Annotated in this window: 23 protein-coding genes; 15 read left to right on the top strand and 8 right to left on the bottom strand. The window is 65.7% G+C overall.

The genetic code is table 11. The annotated features are described in order from the left end of the window. Positions 1 to 66: 66 nt before the first annotated feature. Positions 67 to 690, bottom strand: coding sequence for a DUF7998 family protein (locus P2T62_RS21350; protein ID WP_276259043.1), 624 nt, complete (start codon positions 688 to 690; stop codon positions 67 to 69). A gap of 118 nt (positions 691 to 808) precedes the next feature. Between P2T62_RS21350 and P2T62_RS21345 the strand changes: the two genes are divergently transcribed. Beyond that, positions 809 to 988: a hypothetical protein gene (locus tag P2T62_RS21345; protein ID WP_276259042.1), complete on the top strand. Its 180-nt coding sequence runs from the start codon at positions 809 to 811 to the stop codon at positions 986 to 988. Positions 989 to 1405: 417 nt separating this feature from the next. Next, positions 1406 to 2779, top strand: a complete 1374-nt coding sequence (locus tag P2T62_RS21340; RefSeq protein WP_276259041.1) for a heme-copper oxidase family protein — start codon at positions 1406 to 1408, stop codon at positions 2777 to 2779. Between the two features lie 65 nt (positions 2780 to 2844). Here the strand turns inward: P2T62_RS21340 and P2T62_RS21335 are convergent, their stop codons facing one another. Together P2T62_RS21335 and P2T62_RS21330 are read right to left on the bottom strand one after the other, a co-directional pair. Continuing rightward, a complete protein-coding gene (locus P2T62_RS21335) occupies positions 2845 to 3150 on the bottom strand; it encodes a cupin domain-containing protein (protein WP_276259040.1) in 306 nt (101 codons plus the stop codon). Next, positions 3147 to 3527, bottom strand: a complete 381-nt coding sequence (locus tag P2T62_RS21330) for a cupin domain-containing protein (RefSeq protein WP_276259039.1) — start codon at positions 3525 to 3527, stop codon at positions 3147 to 3149. Before P2T62_RS21330 ends, P2T62_RS21335 begins: the two co-directional genes overlap by 4 nt. 201 nt (positions 3528 to 3728) lie before the next feature. Between P2T62_RS21330 and P2T62_RS21325 the strand changes: the two genes are divergently transcribed. Then, positions 3729 to 4013, top strand: a complete 285-nt coding sequence (locus P2T62_RS21325; protein ID WP_276259038.1) for a hypothetical protein — start codon at positions 3729 to 3731, stop codon at positions 4011 to 4013. Positions 4014 to 4088: 75 nt separating this feature from the next. Here P2T62_RS21325 and P2T62_RS21320 read toward each other — a convergent pair whose 3' ends face one another. Together P2T62_RS21320 and P2T62_RS21315 are read right to left on the bottom strand one after the other, a co-directional pair. Beyond that, positions 4089 to 4556: a metal-dependent transcriptional regulator gene (locus P2T62_RS21320; RefSeq protein ID WP_276259037.1), complete on the bottom strand. Its 468-nt coding sequence runs from the start codon at positions 4554 to 4556 to the stop codon at positions 4089 to 4091. 204 nt (positions 4557 to 4760) lie between these two features. Further along, the gene (locus tag P2T62_RS21315) at positions 4761 to 5855 is read right to left on the bottom strand and encodes a DUF2249 domain-containing protein (RefSeq protein ID WP_276259036.1); all 1095 of its coding nucleotides are present in this window, start codon (positions 5853 to 5855) and stop codon (positions 4761 to 4763) included. A 208-nt stretch (positions 5856 to 6063) separates the two neighbouring features. Here P2T62_RS21315 and P2T62_RS21310 point away from each other — a divergent pair, with 208 nt between their 5' ends. The 5 genes from P2T62_RS21310 (at position 6064) to P2T62_RS21290 (ending at position 10358) form a co-directional block, all read left to right on the top strand. Continuing rightward, positions 6064 to 6300 (top strand): DUF2249 domain-containing protein, encoded by a 237-nt coding sequence (locus P2T62_RS21310; RefSeq protein ID WP_276259035.1) that lies wholly within the window; start codon positions 6064 to 6066, stop codon positions 6298 to 6300. Positions 6301 to 6467: 167 nt separating this feature from the next. Continuing rightward, positions 6468 to 6854, top strand: coding sequence for an ArsR/SmtB family transcription factor (locus tag P2T62_RS21305; protein ID WP_276259034.1), 387 nt, complete (start codon positions 6468 to 6470; stop codon positions 6852 to 6854). Continuing rightward, entirely contained in the window at positions 6851 to 7789 is a 939-nt protein-coding gene (arsM, locus tag P2T62_RS21300) for an arsenite methyltransferase (RefSeq protein WP_276259033.1), read from the top strand. The genes P2T62_RS21305 and arsM overlap by 4 nt, the downstream gene beginning before the upstream one ends. Further along, positions 7782 to 8072, top strand: coding sequence for a hypothetical protein (locus tag P2T62_RS21295; RefSeq protein WP_276259032.1), 291 nt, complete (start codon positions 7782 to 7784; stop codon positions 8070 to 8072). Before arsM ends, P2T62_RS21295 begins: the two co-directional genes overlap by 8 nt. Before the next feature lie 1065 nt (positions 8073 to 9137). Then, positions 9138 to 10358 carry a phage NrS-1 polymerase family protein gene (locus P2T62_RS21290; protein ID WP_420028398.1) on the top strand — a complete coding sequence of 407 codons (1221 nt, stop codon included), beginning with the start codon at positions 9138 to 9140 and terminating at the stop codon, positions 10356 to 10358. A 344-nt stretch (positions 10359 to 10702) separates the two neighbouring features. Here P2T62_RS21290 and P2T62_RS21285 read toward each other — a convergent pair whose 3' ends face one another. Together P2T62_RS21285 and P2T62_RS23500 are read right to left on the bottom strand one after the other, a co-directional pair. Beyond that, positions 10703 to 10951, bottom strand: coding sequence for a hypothetical protein (locus P2T62_RS21285; protein ID WP_276259030.1), 249 nt, complete (start codon positions 10949 to 10951; stop codon positions 10703 to 10705). Between the two features lie 573 nt (positions 10952 to 11524). Then, complete coding sequence (locus P2T62_RS23500; RefSeq protein ID WP_420028466.1) at positions 11525 to 11755, bottom strand: HalOD1 output domain-containing protein; 231 nt, start codon at positions 11753 to 11755, stop codon at positions 11525 to 11527. Between the two features lie 355 nt (positions 11756 to 12110). On the opposite strand from P2T62_RS23500, the gene P2T62_RS21280 reads away from it, so the two are divergent. The 5 genes from P2T62_RS21280 (at position 12111) to P2T62_RS21260 (ending at position 16097) form a co-directional block, all read left to right on the top strand. After that, positions 12111 to 12731: a DUF6735 family protein gene (locus P2T62_RS21280; RefSeq protein WP_276259029.1), complete on the top strand. Its 621-nt coding sequence runs from the start codon at positions 12111 to 12113 to the stop codon at positions 12729 to 12731. 74 nt (positions 12732 to 12805) lie between these two features. Beyond that, positions 12806 to 13771: a transcription initiation factor IIB gene (locus P2T62_RS21275; RefSeq protein ID WP_276259028.1), complete on the top strand. Its 966-nt coding sequence runs from the start codon at positions 12806 to 12808 to the stop codon at positions 13769 to 13771. Positions 13772 to 13844: 73 nt separating this feature from the next. Continuing rightward, positions 13845 to 14336 (top strand): DUF8118 domain-containing protein, encoded by a 492-nt coding sequence (locus tag P2T62_RS21270; protein ID WP_276259027.1) that lies wholly within the window; start codon positions 13845 to 13847, stop codon positions 14334 to 14336. A 90-nt stretch (positions 14337 to 14426) separates the two neighbouring features. Beyond that, a complete protein-coding gene (locus P2T62_RS21265) occupies positions 14427 to 15512 on the top strand; it encodes a PAS domain-containing sensor histidine kinase (protein ID WP_276259026.1) in 1086 nt (361 codons plus the stop codon). 189 nt (positions 15513 to 15701) lie between these two features. Further along, the gene (locus P2T62_RS21260) at positions 15702 to 16097 is read left to right on the top strand and encodes a hypothetical protein (protein ID WP_276259025.1); all 396 of its coding nucleotides are present in this window, start codon (positions 15702 to 15704) and stop codon (positions 16095 to 16097) included. Positions 16098 to 16203: 106 nt separating this feature from the next. On the opposite strand, the gene P2T62_RS21255 is transcribed toward P2T62_RS21260, so the two are convergent. Beyond that, complete coding sequence (locus P2T62_RS21255) at positions 16204 to 19671, bottom strand: ATP-binding protein (protein ID WP_276259024.1); 3468 nt, start codon at positions 19669 to 19671, stop codon at positions 16204 to 16206. Positions 19672 to 19765: 94 nt separating this feature from the next. Between P2T62_RS21255 and P2T62_RS21250 the strand changes: the two genes are divergently transcribed. Continuing rightward, positions 19766 to 20362, top strand: a complete 597-nt coding sequence (locus P2T62_RS21250) for a rhomboid family intramembrane serine protease (protein WP_276259023.1) — start codon at positions 19766 to 19768, stop codon at positions 20360 to 20362. A 125-nt stretch (positions 20363 to 20487) separates the two neighbouring features. Next, on the top strand, positions 20488 to 21351 hold the full coding sequence (locus tag P2T62_RS21245; protein WP_276259022.1) for a DUF2250 domain-containing protein: 864 nt from the start codon (positions 20488 to 20490) through the stop codon (positions 21349 to 21351). Positions 21352 to 21457 lie beyond the last annotated feature (106 nt).

Here is a 21457-nt window from a genome sequence, read left to right as displayed (position 1 = left end):
CGCGGCGTGAACGGGTTCGTCGCGTCTCCGACCGATACCGGGATGCAGCGAGCCGAGGTCGGCCCTTCAGAACGGCGCGTCGGGGACCTCCCGGCCACTCCCCTCGTTCCCAATGGCTCCCTCCCCCGGGGTCGACCCGACTGCCACGCTCTCCTCGGGCTCGGCGGTCGCATCGCCGGTCTCGAGGTACGTCCGTTCCAGCTCCGCGAGCTGGTCGTTGATGGCGACGCTCTGGTGGTGCATCGGGGCCGCGCGGACCCGGACGAGGTCGTACTCGTGTCGGTCCGCGAGGCCGTTCCACGCCCGGAACGACCCGATCGTCAGCGTGTGGGTCTGCGGGCAGAACGGGGTCGTCGGCGTGAACTCCGCGCGGAGGACGCGGTCCACGCCGTCGTCCTCGATGGCGTCGTCGGCGTCCCCGCGCTCGACGGCGTAGCGGTAGCCGGCGCTCTCGTGGCGCGTGTCCAGATTCAGCCGGGCGAGGTTGTAGTTGAACGTCATGTCGTACACCGTCCGCTCCTCGAACAGCGCCCGCGTCAGGCGGTGGAACGCTGCGTGCTCGCGCCCCGTCAGCACGTCGTGCCCTTCGAGGAACGGCCCCGGCTCCGGGAGGTTCTCGGGTACGAACTCGCCGTAGCTCTCGAACAGCGCGCCGCCGTCGCCGCCGAACGGGGATGGGAAGCCCGGCATGGACGGGCGTACGCCGTCGGCCAGCGTCCACCTGTCGCCGAAGATGTTCGTGTAGGGGAGGGAGGACCCGAACGGATTCGGACGAAACCCCAACCCGGAGCACCGCCACCGTGAGCACATGCAACTGCGCTCGTCGGTGCAGCGTCGTCCCGGACTCGTGGCTGCCGGCCTGTGTTCGATCGTGGGGCTCCTGGTGCAGGGACCGGATGCGGCGGCCCTGTGGGCTCTCGTCGGCTACTTCGCGGCGAAGTCGCTCCAGAGCGTGGTCTGGACCTGGACGGGCGGCCCGAGTGCCTGAGCCCAGCCCGGTCGCTATCCGGTGTCGGAAGGGAGGAGTACTCGAGACCGACCGTGATCCGGTGCCGACGACCGCGTGGACCCGAAGCGTGACGACCGGACGGCGTGCCGGCCCCGACCGCTCGGCTCGGGGCGTGGGCCGTGTCCGGCCGCCGCGTATCGTCGGCAGTCGGCCGGGTACGGAGGAGCAGCACGACCGCCAGCGGTCGCGTCTCACCGGTCGGCCAGTCGGGGCTACCTGCCACGGCGGGTAAAAGGCATCCCCGAATCGATTCGCCGTCCCGCCCCGTTCCCGGGTCGCCGCCCGGCCGCACTCGTTCGCTTCACGCCCTCGTTCGACGATATCCGGGTGCCTCCGGTTCGGTCGTGAACATGTTCGGGGATGCACGCAGGGGGCGTCGGCACCGTACCGTGAGGTATGGGCGCGATTCCGGGGAGTGTCGAGACGGACCAGCAGCCGCCGATGACGGTCCCGCTGCGGCACTTCGTCGTGGGACTCGGGTTCCTGCTCGGCGGCGTCCTGGTGGGGCTCGGGCTCGCCGTCGACGCCGTCCCCGGGCTGGGAACGCTCGCGCACGTCCATCTGCTGCTGGCGGGGTGGATCTGCGTCACGATCATGGGTGCGATGACCCAGTTCGTCCCCGTCTGGTCGGGGCTCACCCTGCACTCGCGCCGACTCGCGAACCTCCAGCTGGTGCTCGTCGTCATCGGGCTGGTCGGGTTCGTCACCGGGCTGGTCCTCGGGTCGACGGGGTGGCTGATTCCGTTCGGCGGGCTCATGCTCGCGGGATTCTGGACGTTCGTCTACAACATCGCCCGGACGCTGGCCACGGTCGAGTCCTACGACGTGACCGAACGACATTTCCTGCTCGCTCTGGGCTTCTTCGCCGCCCTCACCGTGCTGGGATTCCTCCTCGCGGTGGGGTTCACGCGGCCGCTGTTCACGGGCGGGTTCGTCAGCCGTACCAACGTCGTGGGGACCCACGCGACGCTCGCGGTCTTCGGCGCCGTCCTGACGACCGTCTACGGCGCCCTCTACCAGCTCGGAACGATGTTCACCCAGACCGAGCTCCACGGGATTGACGAGTACCTCCGACCGGTCGAGGAGGTCGGACATCCGGCCGGGGTCGTGCTCCTGGCACTCGGGCGGCTGGTCGACGCGGTGTTCGTCGCACGGGTCGGTGCCGCGCTCGTCCTGGCGGCGGCACTCGCCGTCGGGACGATACTCGCGCGGCGGCTCTACGAGATGCAGGTCGACTGGACGCCGATGCACACGCGGTACGCGGTCGCCGCGCCGGGGTTACTCGCCTGGGCGCTCATCACGGCGCCGGCGTGGTTGCGGGCGCCGACCGCACCGGCACACCGGCTCGGCGCGCCCGGCGCGGTCCACCTCCTCGTCCTCGGCGCCGTCGGCTTCGTCGTCCTCGGGACGCTGTACCACATCGTCCCGTTCATCATCTGGGTCCACCGGTACAGCGACCTGCTGGGGCTCGAGGAGGTGCCGATGATCGACGACCTCTACGACGACCGGCTGGCGGTGGCCGACGCGGCGCTGCTGGTGACCGGGCTGGTCGCCCTCGTCGCGGCTGAGTGGCTCCGGCTCCCGGCGACCATCCAGGGCATCGGCGGCGTGCTGGTGAGCATCGGGGTTCTCGTGTTCGGTACGAACATGCTGCTGGTCATCCACGAGCACAGTCCACACTCCGTCGGCCGCATCCTGCTCGGGGCACTCGACCCGCGCCGGGAACCGACGCCTGCGGAGGAGGTCTCGGCCGGCGAGTCGTCGCGGTGAGATCCTCCGGGCTGGCGATCCGGTTGTCGGCCGTGTCGCTGGCTCCGTGTTCGGACGGCTCCCGGTCAGTCGTCCGATCGGGGTGCGAGGACGATCAGCGCGGTGCTCGCTTCGATGGCCCGGGGCGAGATCTCCTGATCGCCGTCGAATCGGGCGATGTCGCCCGCAGTCAGTTCGTCCGTCTCCTCCCCGACCTGTAACTCGATCCGTCCCTCGATCAGGTAGAGGACGATCTCCCTGCCCGGGTGACTGTGGGGAGCGACCTCTCCCCCGGCGTCGAGCGTGAGTCTGACCGTCTTCGGCTCCGCGTCGGGGAAGACGTTCGCGTGGGGCTGTCCCTTCAGTTCGTCGAGATCGTGGATCGTGGTCATTGGTCGTGTGGGTCGAACTCGTTCCGCCGGAGTCCCTCGCGGACCGGTCCGTGTTCGGCGTCGGTCGGCGGCGGTGCGGTGACGAGGAGGGCCTCCAGCCGCGTGTCGGCGTCGGCTCTGACACCCCGGTCGGCCTCTGCCTCGACGACGACCACGTCGCCCGGTTCGACGCGGTGCTCCTCGTCGCCGTCGCGGACGAGTCCGGTCCCCGAGCGAACGTGGATCGCCACGTCGCTGGACGGGGCGTGGACCGGGATGAACTGCCCGGGTTCGAAATACCCGCAGACGACCTTCATCCGGTCGCTGCGGAACACCTCGACCGCGGAGAACTGCCCGTCGTCGTACGAGCGCTCCGCGTCGAAGTCGGTCGCCGTCATATCTTCCCCCACCGCCTCCCCGGTGAACCGGGGCGATCGATGATGCGGTCCCGCCCTACCGGTTTAGGTCTACCTAGATGCATACGGGTTCGGGTGGGACGAGACGGAGGAAAAGCGTTGGTCCGAACATGTTCCACTCCGTTCTACTCGCCCGAACACCTTCGCCCGGGGAGCCAAGTCCGGAGGTCCTCTCCTCCCCGTATGTCCGAGGTCGAATCCGGGTCGGGTATCCAGGTGACGTTCCATCCCCAGGAGTGGGTCGATTCGGGCGGCAAGGCCCACGAACGGGGACGGAAACAGCTGATTCCGACCGACGACCGAGACCCGGTCAGCTTCACGGTTCCGTGGGCCGATGGAACCGACCCATCGGGCCAGCCCTTCGAGAACGAATCGTACGAGGCGAACCGGCTCCGGGACCACCCGGCAGCCCCGGAGTGGGTGACCGACTGGGACGGGCCGTACTTCGTCACGCTGGATCCGGAGTGACCCCGTCTCTCGACGGGGAACCGTCGCTGGCCTCCGGTCGGCAGCCGGACCGTCGCGATACGCTCGCGTCCCCGTTCAGGCCACGCACCGCTCGGCCTCACCGTTCGCCTCCGGGCAGCGCCCCAGACATGCCGACCCGACGAGTTCCCGGAGCCGGCGTACCCCACGCTCCGGCAGCACGAAGCCGATGTCGAACGCCACCCTGTCGTCGAGCGTCGTATCCAGCTCCGAGTCGAAGAAGGTGGAGACGACACAGAGCCGCCAGCCGACCTGCCTGGCGAGGGCCTCGCCCCGGTCGGTGAGCGTCACGCCCTGGTACCTCTCGTAGTCGACCAGCCCACGGTCGTCGAGCTTCGACACCATCCCGGAGACGCTTGGTTGGGCCACGCCCAGGTGTTCGTGGAGTTCGCCGGTCGTGACCCGGCCCGTCCCGGAGCGCGAAAGGACGGCGATGGCGAAGAGGTAGCGTGCCGCGCCCCGCTCGATGTCCACCAGTGAGGGTGCGGGCGATGGGGCCGTCCCTATCTGTGGTTCCGAGGACATACCACGCGGTGTTCCGTCCACACGGGAAAGCGTGGCCCCGAATGCCTTCGTCCCGGACAGCTGTCGCGTTCGAGTTCGACCCGTGTGGCGCGCCCCGACCTCTTCCCACGGCCGAAGCTGTGGTGTTCTCCCAGCTGTGCGTCACACCGTCGGTCAGCTCCCGGTACGAATCCGAAGGGGCGGAGGAGGTGGCGTTGACCCCGGTCAGAACGGCGGCTCCGGTCCGTCCGCCGTGGGCTCTCGGCCCACGGCCGCGTCGCGGTCGCCCCCGTCGGACTTGCCGATCAACACCCTGAACTCGCCGGGCTCCTTCTGCCGATACTCCCAGCGGAACTCCGGTCCCGCCTCGGCCTCGAACTGGTGGTACAGCGGCTTGGGGTCGTGATCGTTGACGAGGACGAAGCCGGTACCGGCTTCGAGGTCGGCGTATCCGTCGAAGATTCGCTCGTGGCGCCGGGCGGGTGGGAGGTCCCGGACGTCCAGTTCCTCGATGACCTCGACTGTCCCGTCGTCCGGCGCCGCTCCGGTCGCCACCTCCTCCGCGTCCGCGTCCGTGGAACCGCTCGATTCGACGTCCCCGTCGGGTTCGTCGCCCTTCGTGATGTGCACGCGACAGCGCCCCGGTTCCTCCTCGAGGACCGCCCAGGAGAACGAGTCGCCGTATCGCTGGTGGAACTCCCGGTGGAGCGGCCGCGGCTCGTGCGGGGCGATCAGCTCCAGCGTCCCGCCCTCGGGGATCATCCCGTACCGGTGGTGGATCGTCGGGTGTCGTTCCTCCTTGGGGATCTCCCGGACGTCGTACCGCGTGACGACGTCCGTGTCGACGGCATCCGATTCGGCAGTCCTGACGACCTCGACGCGCCACCCATCGGAGCCGCGGCTCCTGTATTCCCAGTCGATCACGTCGCCGTGCATCGACTTGAGCTCGTGATACAGCGGCTTCGGGTCGTGGTCGTTGACGAGGACGAACCCCTCGCCGACCTCGAGTTCGTCGAAGGTGGTGAGCAGCGCCTGGTGTCGCCGCTGGGGTCGCAGGTCACGGACGTCGATGGCCCCGAGGTCGCCGTCCAGCGTGGCGCCTTTCGTCACCTGCAACTCCCTCGGTTCGTCATCGGGGTCCGCGTACGTCCACTCCAGGCCCCTGTCGCGCTCGATCTGATACCGAACGAGGTGGACGTCGAGGTCTCGATCCGCCACGATCTCGATGGTCTCTCCGACATCCGCGTCCGTCAGCGCGTCGAACAGTAGTTCGCGGTACTCTTCCCTCGCGCGATCCCGTAACTCGAGTTCGGTTCCCATCTCGGCCTCCCTGTTCTCGCAGCGGACGTATTACCCCGGTGCCGAATCGCTTCGGCATCGAACTCGACGGTGGTCGAGTCGGGGGTCCGACGGCGGGACGGTCGCAGAGGCGACTGCCCTTCGGGTTCGAGCCGGCAGCTACCGAGGTCTCGCCCGGCACGAACATCATCGGGCGAACGCATAGTTCGACCCGTGCCGACGGTCGGGTATGCGCTCGGAAGGATTCGACGACCCGGACAGGGAACTGGACGCGCGGGCGATCGACGGCGAGCCGTTCGAGGACATCATGGCCGCGCTCGACGAACTGCCCGACGGGGAGTCGCTGCTGCTGATCAACAGCTTCGAGCCGGAGCCGCTCTACGGTGTGCTCGAGGACCGCGGCTTCGAGCACGAGACGGCCAAACCGGCCCCCGGGGAGTGGCACGTCGAGATCACGAGGGCCTGAGTTCGGGGGTCGGCGGTCGGGTCCGGCTTGTGTTCTTGGAGATATGCAAGGCGGAAGCCCCCGCTTCAGCCGTGAGGGGGGCCGAGAGGATACTCCAGCGAGCCGAAATCCGGTATCGGACGGCCAGGCGCCGAAACGCTTACATTCTTATATTCGAATATACGAATATGGTCTCCGACCCGGACAGCGGTACGGTCGACAGCCGAGATGCGCGGGCCGACTCGGACGCGGGTGGCGGATGCTGTTCGAGTGTCTCCCACCAGCTGACCGACCACGAGGTGGAACTCGACGTACGGACGTTCTCCGCGCTGGCGAACGACACGCGGTACGAGGCCCTCCGCCTCCTCGCCGCGGCGGACGAGGAGGTCTGTGCCTGCGACCTGGAGCCGGAACTCGGCGTGAACCAGAGTTCCACGAGTCGGGCGCTGAGTGCGCTCCATCAGGCAGGACTCGTCGAGCGGCGCAAGGAGGGTCGCTGGCGCTACTACACCACGACCCCCCGTGCCGAGACGCTCCTGACGGCGGTCGACACGACGAGGGACGACGTGCTATGACCGGGGAGTCCACCGACGAATCGACCGCCGAGGCGGGCCTCTCCCCGAGTGAACAGCGACAGGCCGTGCGAGAGCGGTACGGCACCATCGCGGCGGACCGCGACGGGGACTCCTGCTGCAGCGGTGCCCTGTCGACAGGACGCGACTCGGTCGCCGGTACCGACCCCGCGGCGGACGAGTCGTCCTGCTGTGGCGATGCCCCGAGCGGCAGTCACGCCCAAGCGCTGGGCTACTCCGCCGACGACCTCGAGCGCGTCGCGGACGGAGCGAACCTGGGCCTGGGCTGTGGAAACCCGACGGCCATCGCCGAACTGAGCGAGGGTGAGTCGGTGCTCGACCTGGGCTCCGGCGGTGGCTTCGACTGCTTCCTCGCCGCCCGAGAGGTCGGTCCGGCGGGGCAGGTCATCGGGGTCGACATGACGCCCGAGATGGTCGAGCGAGCGCGGGCGAACGTCGAGGCGAACGAGGCCTCGAACGTGTCGTTCCGACTCGGCGAGATCGAGCACCTGCCGGTCGCCGACGAGTCCATCGACGTCATCATCTCGAACTGCGTCGTCAACCTCTCGCCCGACAAGCCCCGCGTCTTCCGGGAAGCGTACCGCGTCCTCCGGCCGGGTGGTCGAATCGCCATCTCGGACGTCGTCCTGACCGCCACGATTCCCGAGGCCCGTCGGGCCGACCCGACCTCGGTGGCTGCCTGCGTGGCGGGGGCGGTGGCAATCCCCGAACTCGAGACGATGCTGACCGACGCGGGATTCACCGACGTCTCCATCGAGCCGAAGGCGGAGAGCGAGACGTTCATCCGCGACTGGGATGCTGAGCGTGACCTGAGCGACTACATCGTCGCGGCGCGGATCGAGGCGCGGAAGCCGGCGCCCGAGCCGCGAGCATCGCCCGCCAGCCGCCACCCCAGCGAGGACCGGTCCGATGAGTAGGCCGCCCGTCGACCCGCGTGACCGGCCACTCCCGCCGCGCACCTCCCCGCAGTCGGTCCCCGTGAGCTGGGCGATGATGGCCGCGGTGGTCCTGCTCGTCTGGGGTGTGAGCTATCCGCAACTGGGTGTGCTGACCGCGGGCGCCCTCGGCGCGCTGGCCGTCGTCAGGTCCCACATCCACCGGCTCGCCCGATGTGTCTCGGAGTGCCGACGGCTCACGATCTCGCTCGGCCGACACGGCCACATCACCGTCTCGCGGGAGCGCTGCTGTCGACCGGACTGACGACCGGGCCCCGGCGAGCCAGGTCGGTTTTCCGGAGCGACGCTCCGCGATGGGTCCGCCCGGCGATACGGATGCGCCCGTCCGGATTTTCCGGCCGTGGCCCGACACCCCTGTTTCAACTCTACACAGCCATGTTTGTCGCCACAACAACAGTCGTGAGTAGCATCTGTGTCCGGCCGTCGGGGACGAACGGACCACCCGCCCCGAGGAGCAGCGGAGCCACGGAACCCCACGCGAGCGAGGATATCGGGGATACAGCCGCTGTATGCCCAGTGTAGGGGTTCACCTGGCTACGATGCAAGAGCCACTCTCCGGAGGTGACTGCTCTGAAATCGCTGGATCGGCATACACGCCGCGTTCCATGGCGAAATCCGGCAGTACGAACCGCACGACTCGAGCCTGCAATCCAGACTGCGAGGCTCCCGGACTGGGACGATACAGCGACTGTAACGCCACTTCACCGGCTCGAACGGACTGCCACGCTGCGACTCGGCACGTCGACCATCACCACCGAACGGGTGCTGGATTGCCGATACAGCCTCGATACTGGCTGAATCCGCCAGTCGGTAGGCACTCGGTCGCACTCTCTGCGAGCCGCCCGGATACTTGAGAATCGCCGATACACGACTCGTATCGGTCGTACTCCGAGCGCCGGTCTCGACCGTCGTCCCCTCTCATCTCGTCCACACGATACCCACTCGCTCACACCACCGCTATAGTGGCGAAGCCCCCCATCTGTGTCCGCCCCCGGGGTCTGCATCGCTGCCCCCAGAATCGCCGCTCCCGCCGGAATTCGCCATGGAAACCGGCTGTATCAGGCGCTGTGTACTCGGCTCCGCATCCTACCCAAGAGCAGATTCCGGAGCAGCGGGCCTGTGGGCACCGAGACTCGGCGAGTCCGGCGATGGCGAGCCACTGTCGGCCGCGTCGTGGGCTCCTCGATAGCCCCCTCTCTCCGGAGATTACGCCATGGAAACACGCTGTATCAGCTGATCTGCTCGACGCCACCGCCGTCGCGAGCAGATGGATTTATGCCTTCCTTCCGGATACGACTCGGGTGCGAAAATGGGTGGATTACCGACGGCCAAGGCCCTCCCGGCACCGCTGGTGACGCGGGAGCAGTGGGTGGCCTGGCGAACGGAGGACCGCAGCGGCAAGCCGACGAAGGTTCCGGTCGATCCGACGACCGGCACGTACGCCTCCGCAACCGACCCCGACACGTGGACGGATTTCGCGACGGCTCGCGCGTACGCCACCGACAGTGCGACCGGGGTCGGGTTCGTGTTCACCGCGGCCGACCCGATCGTCGGCGTGGATCTCGACGACTGTCGGGACCCCGACGACGGGACCCTCACCGACTGGGCCCGGGACATCGTCGCCCGCCTCGACTCGTACACGGAGGTTTCGCCCTCCGGGACCGGCGTCCACGTGCTGGTCGAAGGCGAGTTGCCCGACGGCCGGAACCGACACGGGGACGTCGAGCTGTACGACGACGCTCGCTTCTTCACCGTGACCGGCGACGAGCTGTCCGAGCCCCCCTCGCGACTCGCGGCCCGTCAGGACGCGCTCACGGCAGTCCACGCGGAGTACGTCGCCCAGGACGATGGGAGCGACGGGGCGAGCGATGACGCCGAGAGCACGGCGGCTATGGCGTCGCACGATGACGGAACGGCGCCGACCGGTGCTGTGGGCGGCCCGGGGAACGACCTCGGTGACGAGGAACTCCTGTCGCGAGCTCGGAGCGCGACGAACGGCGCGAAGTTCGAGCGGCTCTATGCTGGCAACATGGACGGCTATCCGAGTCAGTCGGAGGCGGATATGGCCCTGTGTTCGTTGCTGGCGTTCTGGACCGGCGGGGATGCCGAACAGCTGGACCGGCTGTTCCGCGAGTCCGGACTGATGCGGCCAAAGTGGGACGAACAGCACTTCGCGGACGGGGCGACCTACGGCGAGCGGACGATCGAGCGGGCCATCGCCGGGACCGACGAGTTCTACACCGGTTCCCGTGGCGGGTCCGAGAGCTCCGGGTTGAGTGGGACGGCGTCGGGGCGTGGGGACTCGGGCACCGGTGGGGCGGACGGTGGTGGGACGTCGGCCGAGGCGACTGTGCCAGTCAGTGTGGTCGAGGACCTGGAGGCCGAACTGCAGCAGTTGCAGGCCGAGAAGGCGGAGTTGCAGGCCGACCTCGAGGCCGAACGAGCCCGGCGTGAAGAACTGGAAGCGGCGCAGGCGTCGGCCGAGTCGTCCGAGGCGGGCTGGTGGGATCGCTTGCTTCCGTGGGGATAGGGTCGGCATCGGTCGGGTAGGCCTCGAAAGCCCCCGGTCGCTCGACCAGCCGCGGCTCGCTGTGCGCTTCAGTCGCTTCGCTCCCTGCAGTGCTTCCGTCGCCGGGGCTGGGTCGAGCGACCGGCCCCTTTCAGTCCCGCCCGGTTCAGGAATCGGCGGTCGCGGTGTGGGGTGGCTGGCGGGTTGTGCCGTCGGCTGCTGGTCCGTTCAGGTGGCTCTCGGGAACTTTCCAATCGGTTACGTTCGGGCAGTAGTGACCGATACAGTGCGCGAGTCGGTCATTAGCTACCCGCAAAGACACCAAACCAGATTCTCAATCATCTCGGAAAAGTGCTCGACCAATTTCACGTTGCTGGTCTATTTCTTGATTGTCTGCGGTTATAGACCGAGAACGCCGTGACGCCAATAAGTACGGCACCACCTGCGAATAGACCGCCAATGATCGCGTGTTCGATTGGTGGCTCTACAACATGTGGCAGCACGATATTTGCAATTATCGCACCAAGTCCAGCTGAAAAACCACAGAGCAGCGCCATTAGCCAGTTGCTTTGCTCTTCCCACGTCTCTGAGATCGCCGTTCTGATTGGGACCATACTGATTACTGTTTCTCTTTTGATTATAACTCCCTTACATCACACGGTGGTCGATACACTCTCTGAGTCGGTCACGACGGTACTGACAGTGAGCAGGCACGACTCTCGACGGTTGCTGCATACACCGCGCGTTTACAGCACCCTTCCCGCTTGGTTGGCTGTGGGTCACCCAGTTCCACGTAACAGACTTGCAGGGTGAAAATGCTACCATTCTACATGGGTGGGCGTACTCTTTGCTCATGGAGAGTCCAACACATGAGCCAATCACGTACCGAAGCAGCGAGTGAGACCACACGGCTGCGCTGTGCAATCTGTAGCGACCCCATCGTGCCTGGCCAATCCCGAGGGCCGAACGAGAACAACGAGATCGTTCATGAGGCCTGTCTCGAAGTGTCCGCGTGAGTCTCTGAGCCAGTCCCTGAGTCCGCCCTAGCCTCCGTCGAGAACGCTAGCCGGCTCTGTTGAAATTCTCAACCATTGATAATTAATTTGGGCCCTGCTGAATACAGTGCGCGAGTCGGTCACGAGAGACCGGTCGGCACCCATGTGCCCGAATCGTTCGATTCAGCGTGGCTATTTCTCTAATATGATTTCAGATGGGTCCCGAATCACGACAGTATACCCCGCATAGGTGAACCGGACCTCCAGTTCGGTTCCAGTCTTCGTATTCGTGTGACAGAACATCTCGTCAAGAGCATCGGGTTCAATTGAGTCATACAATGGAGGGAGTTCCTTCTCGGAAATCCCCTTATGTTCTGCAATTTCCGATATCACCCTTTCTGATACCCACCCACATTCGGCCATAGTCCGAGGGTTTCTTACGAATAAATATGGTACTACTGGCATTTTTCTGAGGCTGAGAAGTAGTGGCAAAGTTTAAGTTGAAGTGTTTGTCCTTCGCCATCAGAGTGACCCACCAACTGAGTCGCCATACGGAGTCCACGAGATTTGACTAATGGTACATCGTGTGTTCGTTCTGAACTCACCCTCTGAGTCGGTCACACCCGTACTGTCAGCAATCGAGGGATTCTCCCAGAGCAAGTCAGACACGAGTTGAACGTTTCACGCGACCAGAGCCCATGGCAGTCCTCGCCCCGGCGGGCGTTCTATCGGCCCCTACCGGGCGAGGGGCGCCCAGAAGCGCCCTTCGGAGCAACCGATGGGACACAGAGCACTCGTCGCCTACGAACGTATCGATGGCACCTACAACCTCCACTACACCCACTGGGGTGGCCTGAACCTTCGGCTCCGCCACACGATCACCGATGCGACCCCGTTCGGGAGTGACCGGCCGACCAAGGCCGGGGCCGACATCTACGCCGACCTGACGAGCGGCGTGGCCCCCGAGCGAGTCCAGGAGGAGTTCGACCTCGCGGACTGTGCGAACGCGGAGGTCGAGCCGCTCCCGCAGGTGGCCGATGTTACCCTGACCGAGGCGATTACCGACCACCTGGACTACCTCATCCACGAGGCGTTCTACGTGGTCGACCGCGAGTTCGAGGTGACGGCCTACCGGACGCTGTGGTTCGGGCTCCAGTACGAGGCGACCTGCGTCGAGGACAGTCCGACCGTCGGGCACGGTGCGTTGCAGCCGACGTGCTGGCACGAGGGCGAGCCCGTCGGTGATGGGTTCACCCGCGGGCAGTTCGCGGGCATGAAGCAGGTCGTCGGGGAGATGATCGACCGCGGCATGTTCGACCGCGAGGCCGCGCTCCAGTACCTGCAGGGGAAGCTGTTCGCGACCACCGACGACGAGGTGCGCGTGAGCCTCGCAGTCTGAACGGCGGCCGCACCGCATCGAGTTTCTGGGCCCCTGACGGGCGAGGGGCGCCCTGGAGTGCTCCTCGATGACCGATGCAGACAGGTGCAATCTATTCGCGGACGTTCGACGAGTCGAGCGGCAACCAGAGCGCGACCGACTGCCCGGAATGCGGCGGGCGCGTGAACACGACCGACCACGAGACGGTGTGTGACGACTGTGGACTCGTCATCGCTGCGTCGACGATCGACCGCGGACCGGAGTGGCGGAGCTTCGCGGACGACGCGGAGCGGGGTCGCAATCCGAAGCGAACCGGCGCCCCGCTCTCGCCGACGTACCACGACGGCGGGCTCTCCACGGAGATCGGGCAGGCGGTCAACGGTCTCGGCAGCGGCCCCTCCGACGCGAAACAGCGACAGCTGGGCCGCCTGCGCAAGCAGCACCGGCGGACGAAGGCTCGCTCGAAGCGCGAGCGCAACCAGATGGAGGGGCTGTTCGAAATCGGCCGGATGGCGAGCGCACTCGGCTTGTCCGAGTCCCTGCAAGAGCAGGCGAGCGTGCTGTTCAAATCGGCCCACGACGCGGGCCTGCTCCTGGGGCGCTCGATCGAGGCGATGGCGACCGCCAGCCTGTACGCGGCCTGCCGGTGTTCGGACACCCCGCGGTTGCTGGGTGAGTTCCTCCCGGTCTCGCGCGTCGACGAGAGCAGCGTCACCAACGCCTACGACGTGCTGAACCGTGAACTCGGGCTGCCGACGCCGCCGCCGTCGCCCGACGCGTATCTCCCGAAGCTGGCCTCGGAACTCGATTTGGGGCCGGCCGTCGAGCGGCGGGCCCGAGCCATCCTCCGGGTCGCCGAGGACCACGACATCGACAACGGTCGGAAGCCCGCGGGCGTGGCCGCCGCGTGTCTCCTCGTGGCGGCCCGGGAAGTCGGGGAGGCGCGATGGCTGACACAGGCGGCGATCGCGGAGGCGGCCGATGTGACGCCGGCGACGATTCGAAAGCGTCTGGACGAGTTACACGCGGTTCGCGACCAGCCCTCGCCGTCGGGTGGGTGACTCCCCGGTCGGGTTTCTGGGCGCCCCGACGGGCGGGGCGCGGGCCGAGCTGGGTCGCGTCCCGGTGATTCGAATGGTCGAGGAGATCTACTCCCCCGATACAGACGTTGCGGACTCGGAAACGGCCGCCGCTCGACGGGAGCGGCGAGCCCACGAGGAATCGATGACGGTCGCCCTCCGGCGGGCCGGAGGCGTGTACGATGTCACGTCCGAATCCGGGAACACGTACCGCGTGGATATCGCTGCCGGGACGTGCAGTTGTCCGGACTGGCAGGCACGCGAGCCCGACGGTGGGTGCAAGCACCTGCGGCGGGTTCGGTTGGAGGTTCGGTTGGGTCGGGTGCCGACGCCCGACGGGCGACTGCCGGAGGCGTCCAGGCCCGCCCGCGGCGATTCGGTACCGACGGCAACCGACGGTGGCGCGGTGACCGGCATCGTCGGGCCGTTGCGTGAATTCGACCGGTACGGCGAGCCGACAGGCGAGACGTTCTATCGGTGTACGGACTGTGGCCGGGAGGCGATGTACCGGCGCGACCTGGACTGTGGGTCGGACGGGCTGGAGTAGCGGTTCGTGGGGCTGCTGTTCTCTTCGGTGCTGATAGATTTGGTGTGACCGATACAGAGTGCACATTTATGACAAGTCCAACAAGTTGATATGACGATTCAGTATGCTATCGGAATACGTGATGAAATGACCTCGCCGCGGGAAGAACTCGAACGGTACAAAACAATCCTCGACACACTTCCAGAGAGTGTAGCATTATATGACGAAAACCTCGAATGCATATACGTGAATCAAGTGCTCGTCGACAATTCAGGAGTCTCACGCGACGAGTACCTCGGTAGTTCGATAGAGTCCATTCTCGAGCCGTTTCCCGATGACCAAGCGCAAGCGTGGATGGAGACGATGGAGAGGTTGGCAAACAGCACAGGACCAAGGGTTAGAGACACGGTGAGTTTGGGGGAGGGTGCTGATACTATCCATCTCGAAGCCACTGCCAGCCGAATCGAATCCGATACGGGTGACCTCCTTGGTGTGGTAAACGTCATTCGGGATATCACTTCGCGCGTCGAAAGCCGGCGTGCAGTCCAGCGCCAGAACGAGCGACTTGAGGAGTTCGCCAGCATCGTCAGCCATGACCTCCGGAATCCGTTGAATATTGCCGAGGGACACCTCCAGTTACTGCAGGAGGACGACGGAGTCGATAGCCAGCATCTGGAGCCAGCCCGGAGAGCAATCGATCGGAGTCAACGCCTCGTCACGGACCTGCTTGAGCTGGCACGACAGGGCGAGGACGTCGGTGACGTGCATCCCGTGGCGCTTGACCGGGTTGCCACGTCGTGCTGGCAAGCCGTCGATACTCAGGACAGTAGGCTCTCGGTCGAGGTCGAGCGACCCATCCTCGCCGACGCGACGCGCCTCCGACAGCTTCTCCAGAACCTGTTCGAGAACGCGATTCGGCACGGCGGTGGAGACGTGACGGTGACCGTCGGCCCACTCGATGACGGGTTCTACGTCGCGGACGACGGGGTCGGTTTGTCGACGGAGGCCGGCGAGCGAATATTCGAAGCGGGATATTCAGGGACGAGGGACGGCACTGGGTTTGGCCTGAGTATCGTCAACCGAATCGTGGACGCCCACGGGTGGGACATCCGTGTGACCGCGAGTGCAGAGGGAGGTGCCCGCTTCGAGATTACGAACGTCGAGTTCGCCCGAGGCGACGACCGCAACGGTGGATGAGGCGAGTGAGTCCCCCGTCGTTGGAGGGAACACGATACTGATCCGACCGATACGCGCTGTGTATACAGAAGCATCTTCGCTAACTACTCAATCTCTGTCAGCAATGCCGTGACCGATACAGCGCGCGAGTCAGTCACACGCGGGCCGGTACGAACATTCACTTAAGCCCCGACTGAGTAACGGCATGTAATGAAACGGCGGTCCGTTATCATCGCTGCTGCGGGGGTAGTTCCTCTATCTGGATGTTCACTCTCTCCTTCCGAGAGTGGCAATATCCAGATTGCTAATCAGACCGGACAGGAAGTGTGGAAGGAAATATCTATCCAGAGCGAGGGTGGGCTGTTCTCGGACCCACAAACCGTCTATGACACGCGAACGAGACAACCACCGACAACCTCCTATCGTTCGACGCTCACCGATGTCGTTCCTCCCGGGAACTACGAGGTAACAATCACGTTCGAATCCGTCGAGACGGAGCAACAGAGCGGCCCCCACACGACTCAGTGGAATCCTACAGGCGAGAAGAGCGAGTCTCTCATTATCAGTTTAGGGCCTGACTTCGATGTAGAATTCTTCACACAGTAGACGAGGCAGGTCTCTGGGATTGGTAGCACGGTAGATTCATCCTCTGTATGCAGCACGGTCTCGCGAAAATATCAAAAATATGGAGTTTAACTGGGGCCGCGGCTGTCTACATCTGGTTCCGAACGCGACCGAGCGTGAGCGCGTCTGTGAAGCCCGCCGTATCGATCTTCCACTGCCGCGGTGGTGAGTTCTCGCTGTACGTCTTCTCCACCCGTGGCTCGCCCTCCAGCGGGTCGTTCAGCGCCCCGAGGACCTCGTGGGCGGCCTCTCGATTTTCCGTGACCCAGAGCGCGGCCTCCGGGTCGCAGGCGGCCATCGCGTCGAAGTCAGCCGGAACGTTCCGCCGCGGGTTGTGGTTCAGCCGCTCGGCTTCCAGCGCCACGACGACCTCGCCATCGGCATCGAGCCCCGCCGCGTCGAGCCGGCGGCCGTCTCCGACCGGGTGATAGCGGACCGCCTCGACGACCGGTGAGTCCGGGTCGGCGGCGTATTCCTGCTCGATGTACCGTGCCCCGCAGGCGACCATCATGGCGTGGAGACTCGATTCGGCCAGGTCACCCTCACCGTCGCCGTGGGCGATGCCCTCGCGGTGGCGCTCACCGATCTCGTCGCGGCCAGCGGCGGTCACCGTGTACAACTTGTGCGGGCGGTTCCCGTCGTGGCGGAGCAGGCCATCGTCGGTGAGCTCCTGGAGCGCAGCGTCTTCGAGCCCGAGATACTCGACGAGGCGTTTCATCGAGTCCGTCAGGAAGTCGAACTCTACCTCGGGATCGAACCGCTGCTGGCTTGCGGCGTAGACCGCCTGCAGGAAGAGCAGTTGCTGGTCCGAGTACTCGCTCGCGGCTCGTTCCGCGGCGGAGAGTTTCAGCGGCACCCGACAGACTGGAATCGCTTCCCGGTCGATATCGGCGAGCGCGTGACAGCAGTCGATGGCCCGGCGCATGCCGTCGCTGGTGGGTTCGTACCGTGCCTCACAGGACTCGCAGCGGAGCGCGTGGCGCTCCTCGTCGTAGCGAACCGGTTCGGGCAGCGTCTCCGTGAACGGGAGCGCCGAGTCGACACGGTCGGTGGCGTCGGCGGTCTCCGCTGTAGCGGTGGCCGTCGCCGTGTCCGTTTCGATGGTGAGGCCGTGGTGCTCTTTCGTCCGTTCGGCGACGGCCGTGAACAGCGCGTCGAACCCCGTCGTTTCCGCTGGAGCGAGCGGTTCGGGCCCCTCTGGATGCCCCGGTGGCAGCGGCAGCGACTCAACGAGGAAGGGCCGGGGTTCGGCCTCCCCGAACGGCGCCGGCAGGGAGACGAACCACTGGCCGCGTTCGAGTGCACGGAGTCGGTTGCCGACATCCTCGGGTGGCATCTCGGCGGTCGCGAACCGGGTTGCCAGCTGGTCGTCGACGGCGACGTTGCCGGTGACGATTGTGGAGACGTTGTTGAGCAGTTCCGTGTAGGCGTCGGCGTCGGCCTGCTGGAGCTGTGCCGGGAACTGCATGGCCAGCGTCATCGAGAGGCCGAAGCTCCGTGATTGCGCGAGCAGGTCGCTCAACAGGTCCGTCGCCGCCACGTCGGCCGCCTCCTCCAGGTAGAGGTTGACGAGTGGCTGGTCGCCTGTGCCGGCCCGCTCCCGGCGCTTGAGCGCCGTCCACAGGTTCGACAGCAGGACCAAGGTGAGGACGCGCTGGCTCTCGGTGCGGAGGCCGCCGAGGTCGAACAGGACGACGGCGTCCTCGTCGAGTACGTCGTGGAAGTCGAACGCTGGCCCGTCGCCGTGCGTGTGGTTGAACACACGATTGAGTCGGTAGTCGAGCGGAATCTTCTCGATGCGGTTCGCGACGCCCTGGAGCAGTTCGCTGAACGAGCGCTCGTTGTTCGCGACGATGCCCTCCAGCATCGCCTCGAGTTCCGGGTCCGACACCTCCGGCGGCTGCCGGGTGCTGCGGAGCTGCTGCACGGCGGCCTGCAGGTCGGCGTGGGTGTACGCGTCGCTCCCGTGGACCGGGTCGAACAGCGCCTTGACGAGATACCGGATGATGTCCGGTGACCGGACGGCCTGCTCGAAGCGCTCGGTGCCCATCACGCCCCGGAGCACCTCGACGTAGTGGTCGACGACGTTCTGGACCGCGCTGGCCCGGCTGATGCCCGCCTCGAGTTGCGGGCGGATGTCGAAGAAGGAGAGCGCCGGCAGGGTATCCGCACAGTCGAAGTAGTAGACGTCGTCGAGGTCGCCGTGGTCGGCGTAGTGGGCCCGCAAGTACTCGGCGGGCATGCCGTCACCCTTCGGGTCGATGAGGATGTCCGCGCCGTCGGTGGCGTGCTGGTTCTCGAGGATGGCGTTGACGAGGCTGGTCGATTTCCCGGCGCCGGTCTTCCCGAACCACGCGACGTGGAGTGGTTGCAGGGCCGGCGGGAGCGAGAGCGTCCGGTCGAGCGCGGTACTGTCCGTGGTGAGCGGGTGGCCGATGGGGAGGCCAGGGTCGTCGTAGTGCGCGAGGGTGTGTTCGTCCGGAAGCTGGATGCCCGTCCGTTCCTCGGGGAGCGTGCTGAACGCCCGGCGGGCTTGCTCGGAGAGTTCGCTCCCGTCGAGCAGACAGAAGTGCGCGACTGTGGTCGCGTCGGCGACGATGCTAGGATCGCAGTTGCTGCCGAGCGGGAGTCGTTTCCGGAGCGTGCTCGTGAGCGAGTCGGCCTCGCGGAACTCGCTGTTCGTGATGGCCTCGGCGAGGTCGGCGGCCTCGTCATCGGTGTGGAGGCGGTGTCCGACGCGGTAGAAATCTCCACCGACGGCCGCGAAGCCGCTGGCAAGTTCACGGGCGGTGGCGTCGGCGTTCGGCCCGGTGGTGAGGAGTCGGCCGTTCACCTCGAAGGAACGGTTCGATGATTTCGCGAGAATCGCGTCGATGCGGGTGCCCGGCCGACTACCCGTGTCGCCCTTCAGGTGGGCCGGCGTGGTCGTCGAGTCGTCTCCCCGGTCGTCCGGATCCGTGGGCCCGACGAGTGTCTTGAACGCCCGCTGGCTCAGCGTGTCTTCGTCGTGTTCGAGTTGCCGGACGCGGTACTCTGCCTCGGCGCTCCAGTCCGGCTTGGGTCGGAGGAGGACCTGGTAGACGACGCGGCCGTCGGCATCGAGCATCCCCTCGGCGACGGAGCCCAGTGCGAGGTCCGGTGCGTCCTCGACCCGGGCGGTGTCGTGCTGTTCCGGGGCGTCCGAGAGTTGCGGTGGGCGGAGGCGGGTCTGCCAGTCCTGTCGCCGTTCGCCGATGCCCTGGAGTTCGGCGACGGTGCAGTCGTGGTCGTCAGGGTCGGGGAGTGGGTTAGTGTCCGGGTCGGTGATGGCATAGTCATCCGGCGTGAGTCGCTGTACGAGTCGGCGGACGGTCGGGAGCGAGTCCGGTGGGGCGCCGACGTAGTAGGCGATCTCGTCGGCGTTGGGGTCGACTGTCAGGCAGAACTCGATCGGCGTGTCGATGGCTTCGTGAAGTTGCGTGAACTGGGCGGTGAGTCGGTCGGCGGCTAGTGGTTCGTTTGCGGGTCGGATGCGGAGGTACTGATGTGACTCGTGGGTGGTACCTGTCTTCGCCATCCGTTTGTTTTCGGGTGGTTACGTGATGGGATAAGTAGATGATGGGTTCAGAAGCCCCAGTGATTATCTCTGAGCCTCTCGAACCTCCTCTGCGATGGCACGAGCCCGTCCCTTCGAGTCGTACTCCGTTACGACAGGGCTCGCCCTGGTCCTACTGCTCGTCTGGCTCGTCGTTTCTGTCCTCGCTAGTGGTGCCGGAAAGAGCGTTCCGACCTATCTCGAATCCCAGGGTGCTGCTGGCCGGATTCTGATCTTCCTGTTTGGGCCGCTAATTCACCAGGGGGTCGATTTACTACTGGGGAACCTGCTGTTCCTTCTCGCTATAGGTCCCTTCGTCGAATCACGGGTCGGATGGCGCCAATATCTGCTGTTTATCGCTCTCGCAGGATACGCATTGACGGTGCTTGCGTATCTGCTCGGTATGGCAACCGTTGGCATCAGCGGTGTGACGCACGCATTAACGGGACGAGAAGCGGGTGCCAGACTTGGTGACCTGAGTGGTGCAATTGGGACTTCTCCCGTGGAGACACTGGTCGTTGCGCTCGTATTCATATATCAGATATCTCAGCTTCCGGCGGGGGGATCGATTGTCGCACATGCTGGGGGTTTGGTCTTGGGATTCCTCATCGCAGTCGGCGTTGCGACCGACTATCTTGAGCAGAATTGGCTGGAAGAGCGAATTCAGTGGTGACGGGCTGAATCGGTCCCAGGGAGTCGTTTCTGTAACGACTTCGATTCGCGAGAGTGCTTGGCTCCAGCTGTGATGAACTCAAGCGCAGCACGTTCAAACCTCACGCCGTTCAATACGCGACTCCAATGGTCTCCCAGGCCGAGATCGATCGGCTTCGGCGTGAAGCCGACACCATCATGACTCGGTATGAGCAGGTCCAGCGGGCGCTGGAGACCGCTCGCAACGAGTCGGGCGACCACTGGGAGACTGGGGAGTTGGAGGTAACGCTCCGGACGCCGCAGGGCGAGCCAATCGAGATCACGCTGGATCTCGACGCCGACCCGTCGACCAACGCCCAGGAGCGATACGAACGGGCGTCGGACTTGGAAGCCGAACTGGAGCGCAAACAGGCCGTCGTAGGTCAGTTGGCGCCGATGCCTGCGGACCCGGTGGCCTACCTCTTGCTCTACCATCTCGATACTGTCGAGGGGAACTACCCGCGCTCGATGGCCGGGCATCTCGACGCCGAGCGTGGACAGGTCGAGGACCTGTGCAAGGAGCTGGAGCAGGTGGGGTTCCTAGAGCGCCTCGAGTCCGGGACGGTCAAGCAACGGCGAGCCAAGGCCAAGCAGAGCGACGAGGTCCGCCAGCACCACACGTACTATCGGCTCTCCCGCGAGGGTGACCACCTGTTACGCTTCCTTGAGGAGCGCGAGGGGAAGCTGAACGTGTTGCGGCACCTGCCCGACGGCCAGACCATCGTCCGGCGGCTGGCTCGTGGCGGGCCCGACTATGCTCGGATGACGGCCAACGAACTCGGGATGGAGTTCGAGTACGTCCGGCATTGCTATCGGGCGCTTCGACGCGTTGGTCTCGTCACCGAATACGAGGGTGGGACGATCAAGGCAAGCGAGCGGAAGCTGAAGCCCAAAGACGAGACCCACCGCAAACACACCTACTACGTCGCGACCGATGTCGCCGACGAGTTGCTGCGAGAGGTAGATGAGTGATTGGTATGCCGGGGTCGTACCCTTCCTGAGCCTCTCGTGATGGCATCAGTCCTGCCACTGCCCACACTCTCTACAGCTGACAGAGTCTCAATGCTGAATATAGAGC

This window comes from Haloglomus litoreum, from assembly GCF_029338515.1.
In the GTDB taxonomy this organism is placed as follows: Archaea; Halobacteriota; Halobacteria; order Halobacteriales; family Haloarculaceae; genus Haloglomus; species Haloglomus litoreum.
Note: the sequence above shows the minus strand (reverse complement) of the source record. Positions and strands in the feature narration are given on the sequence as shown.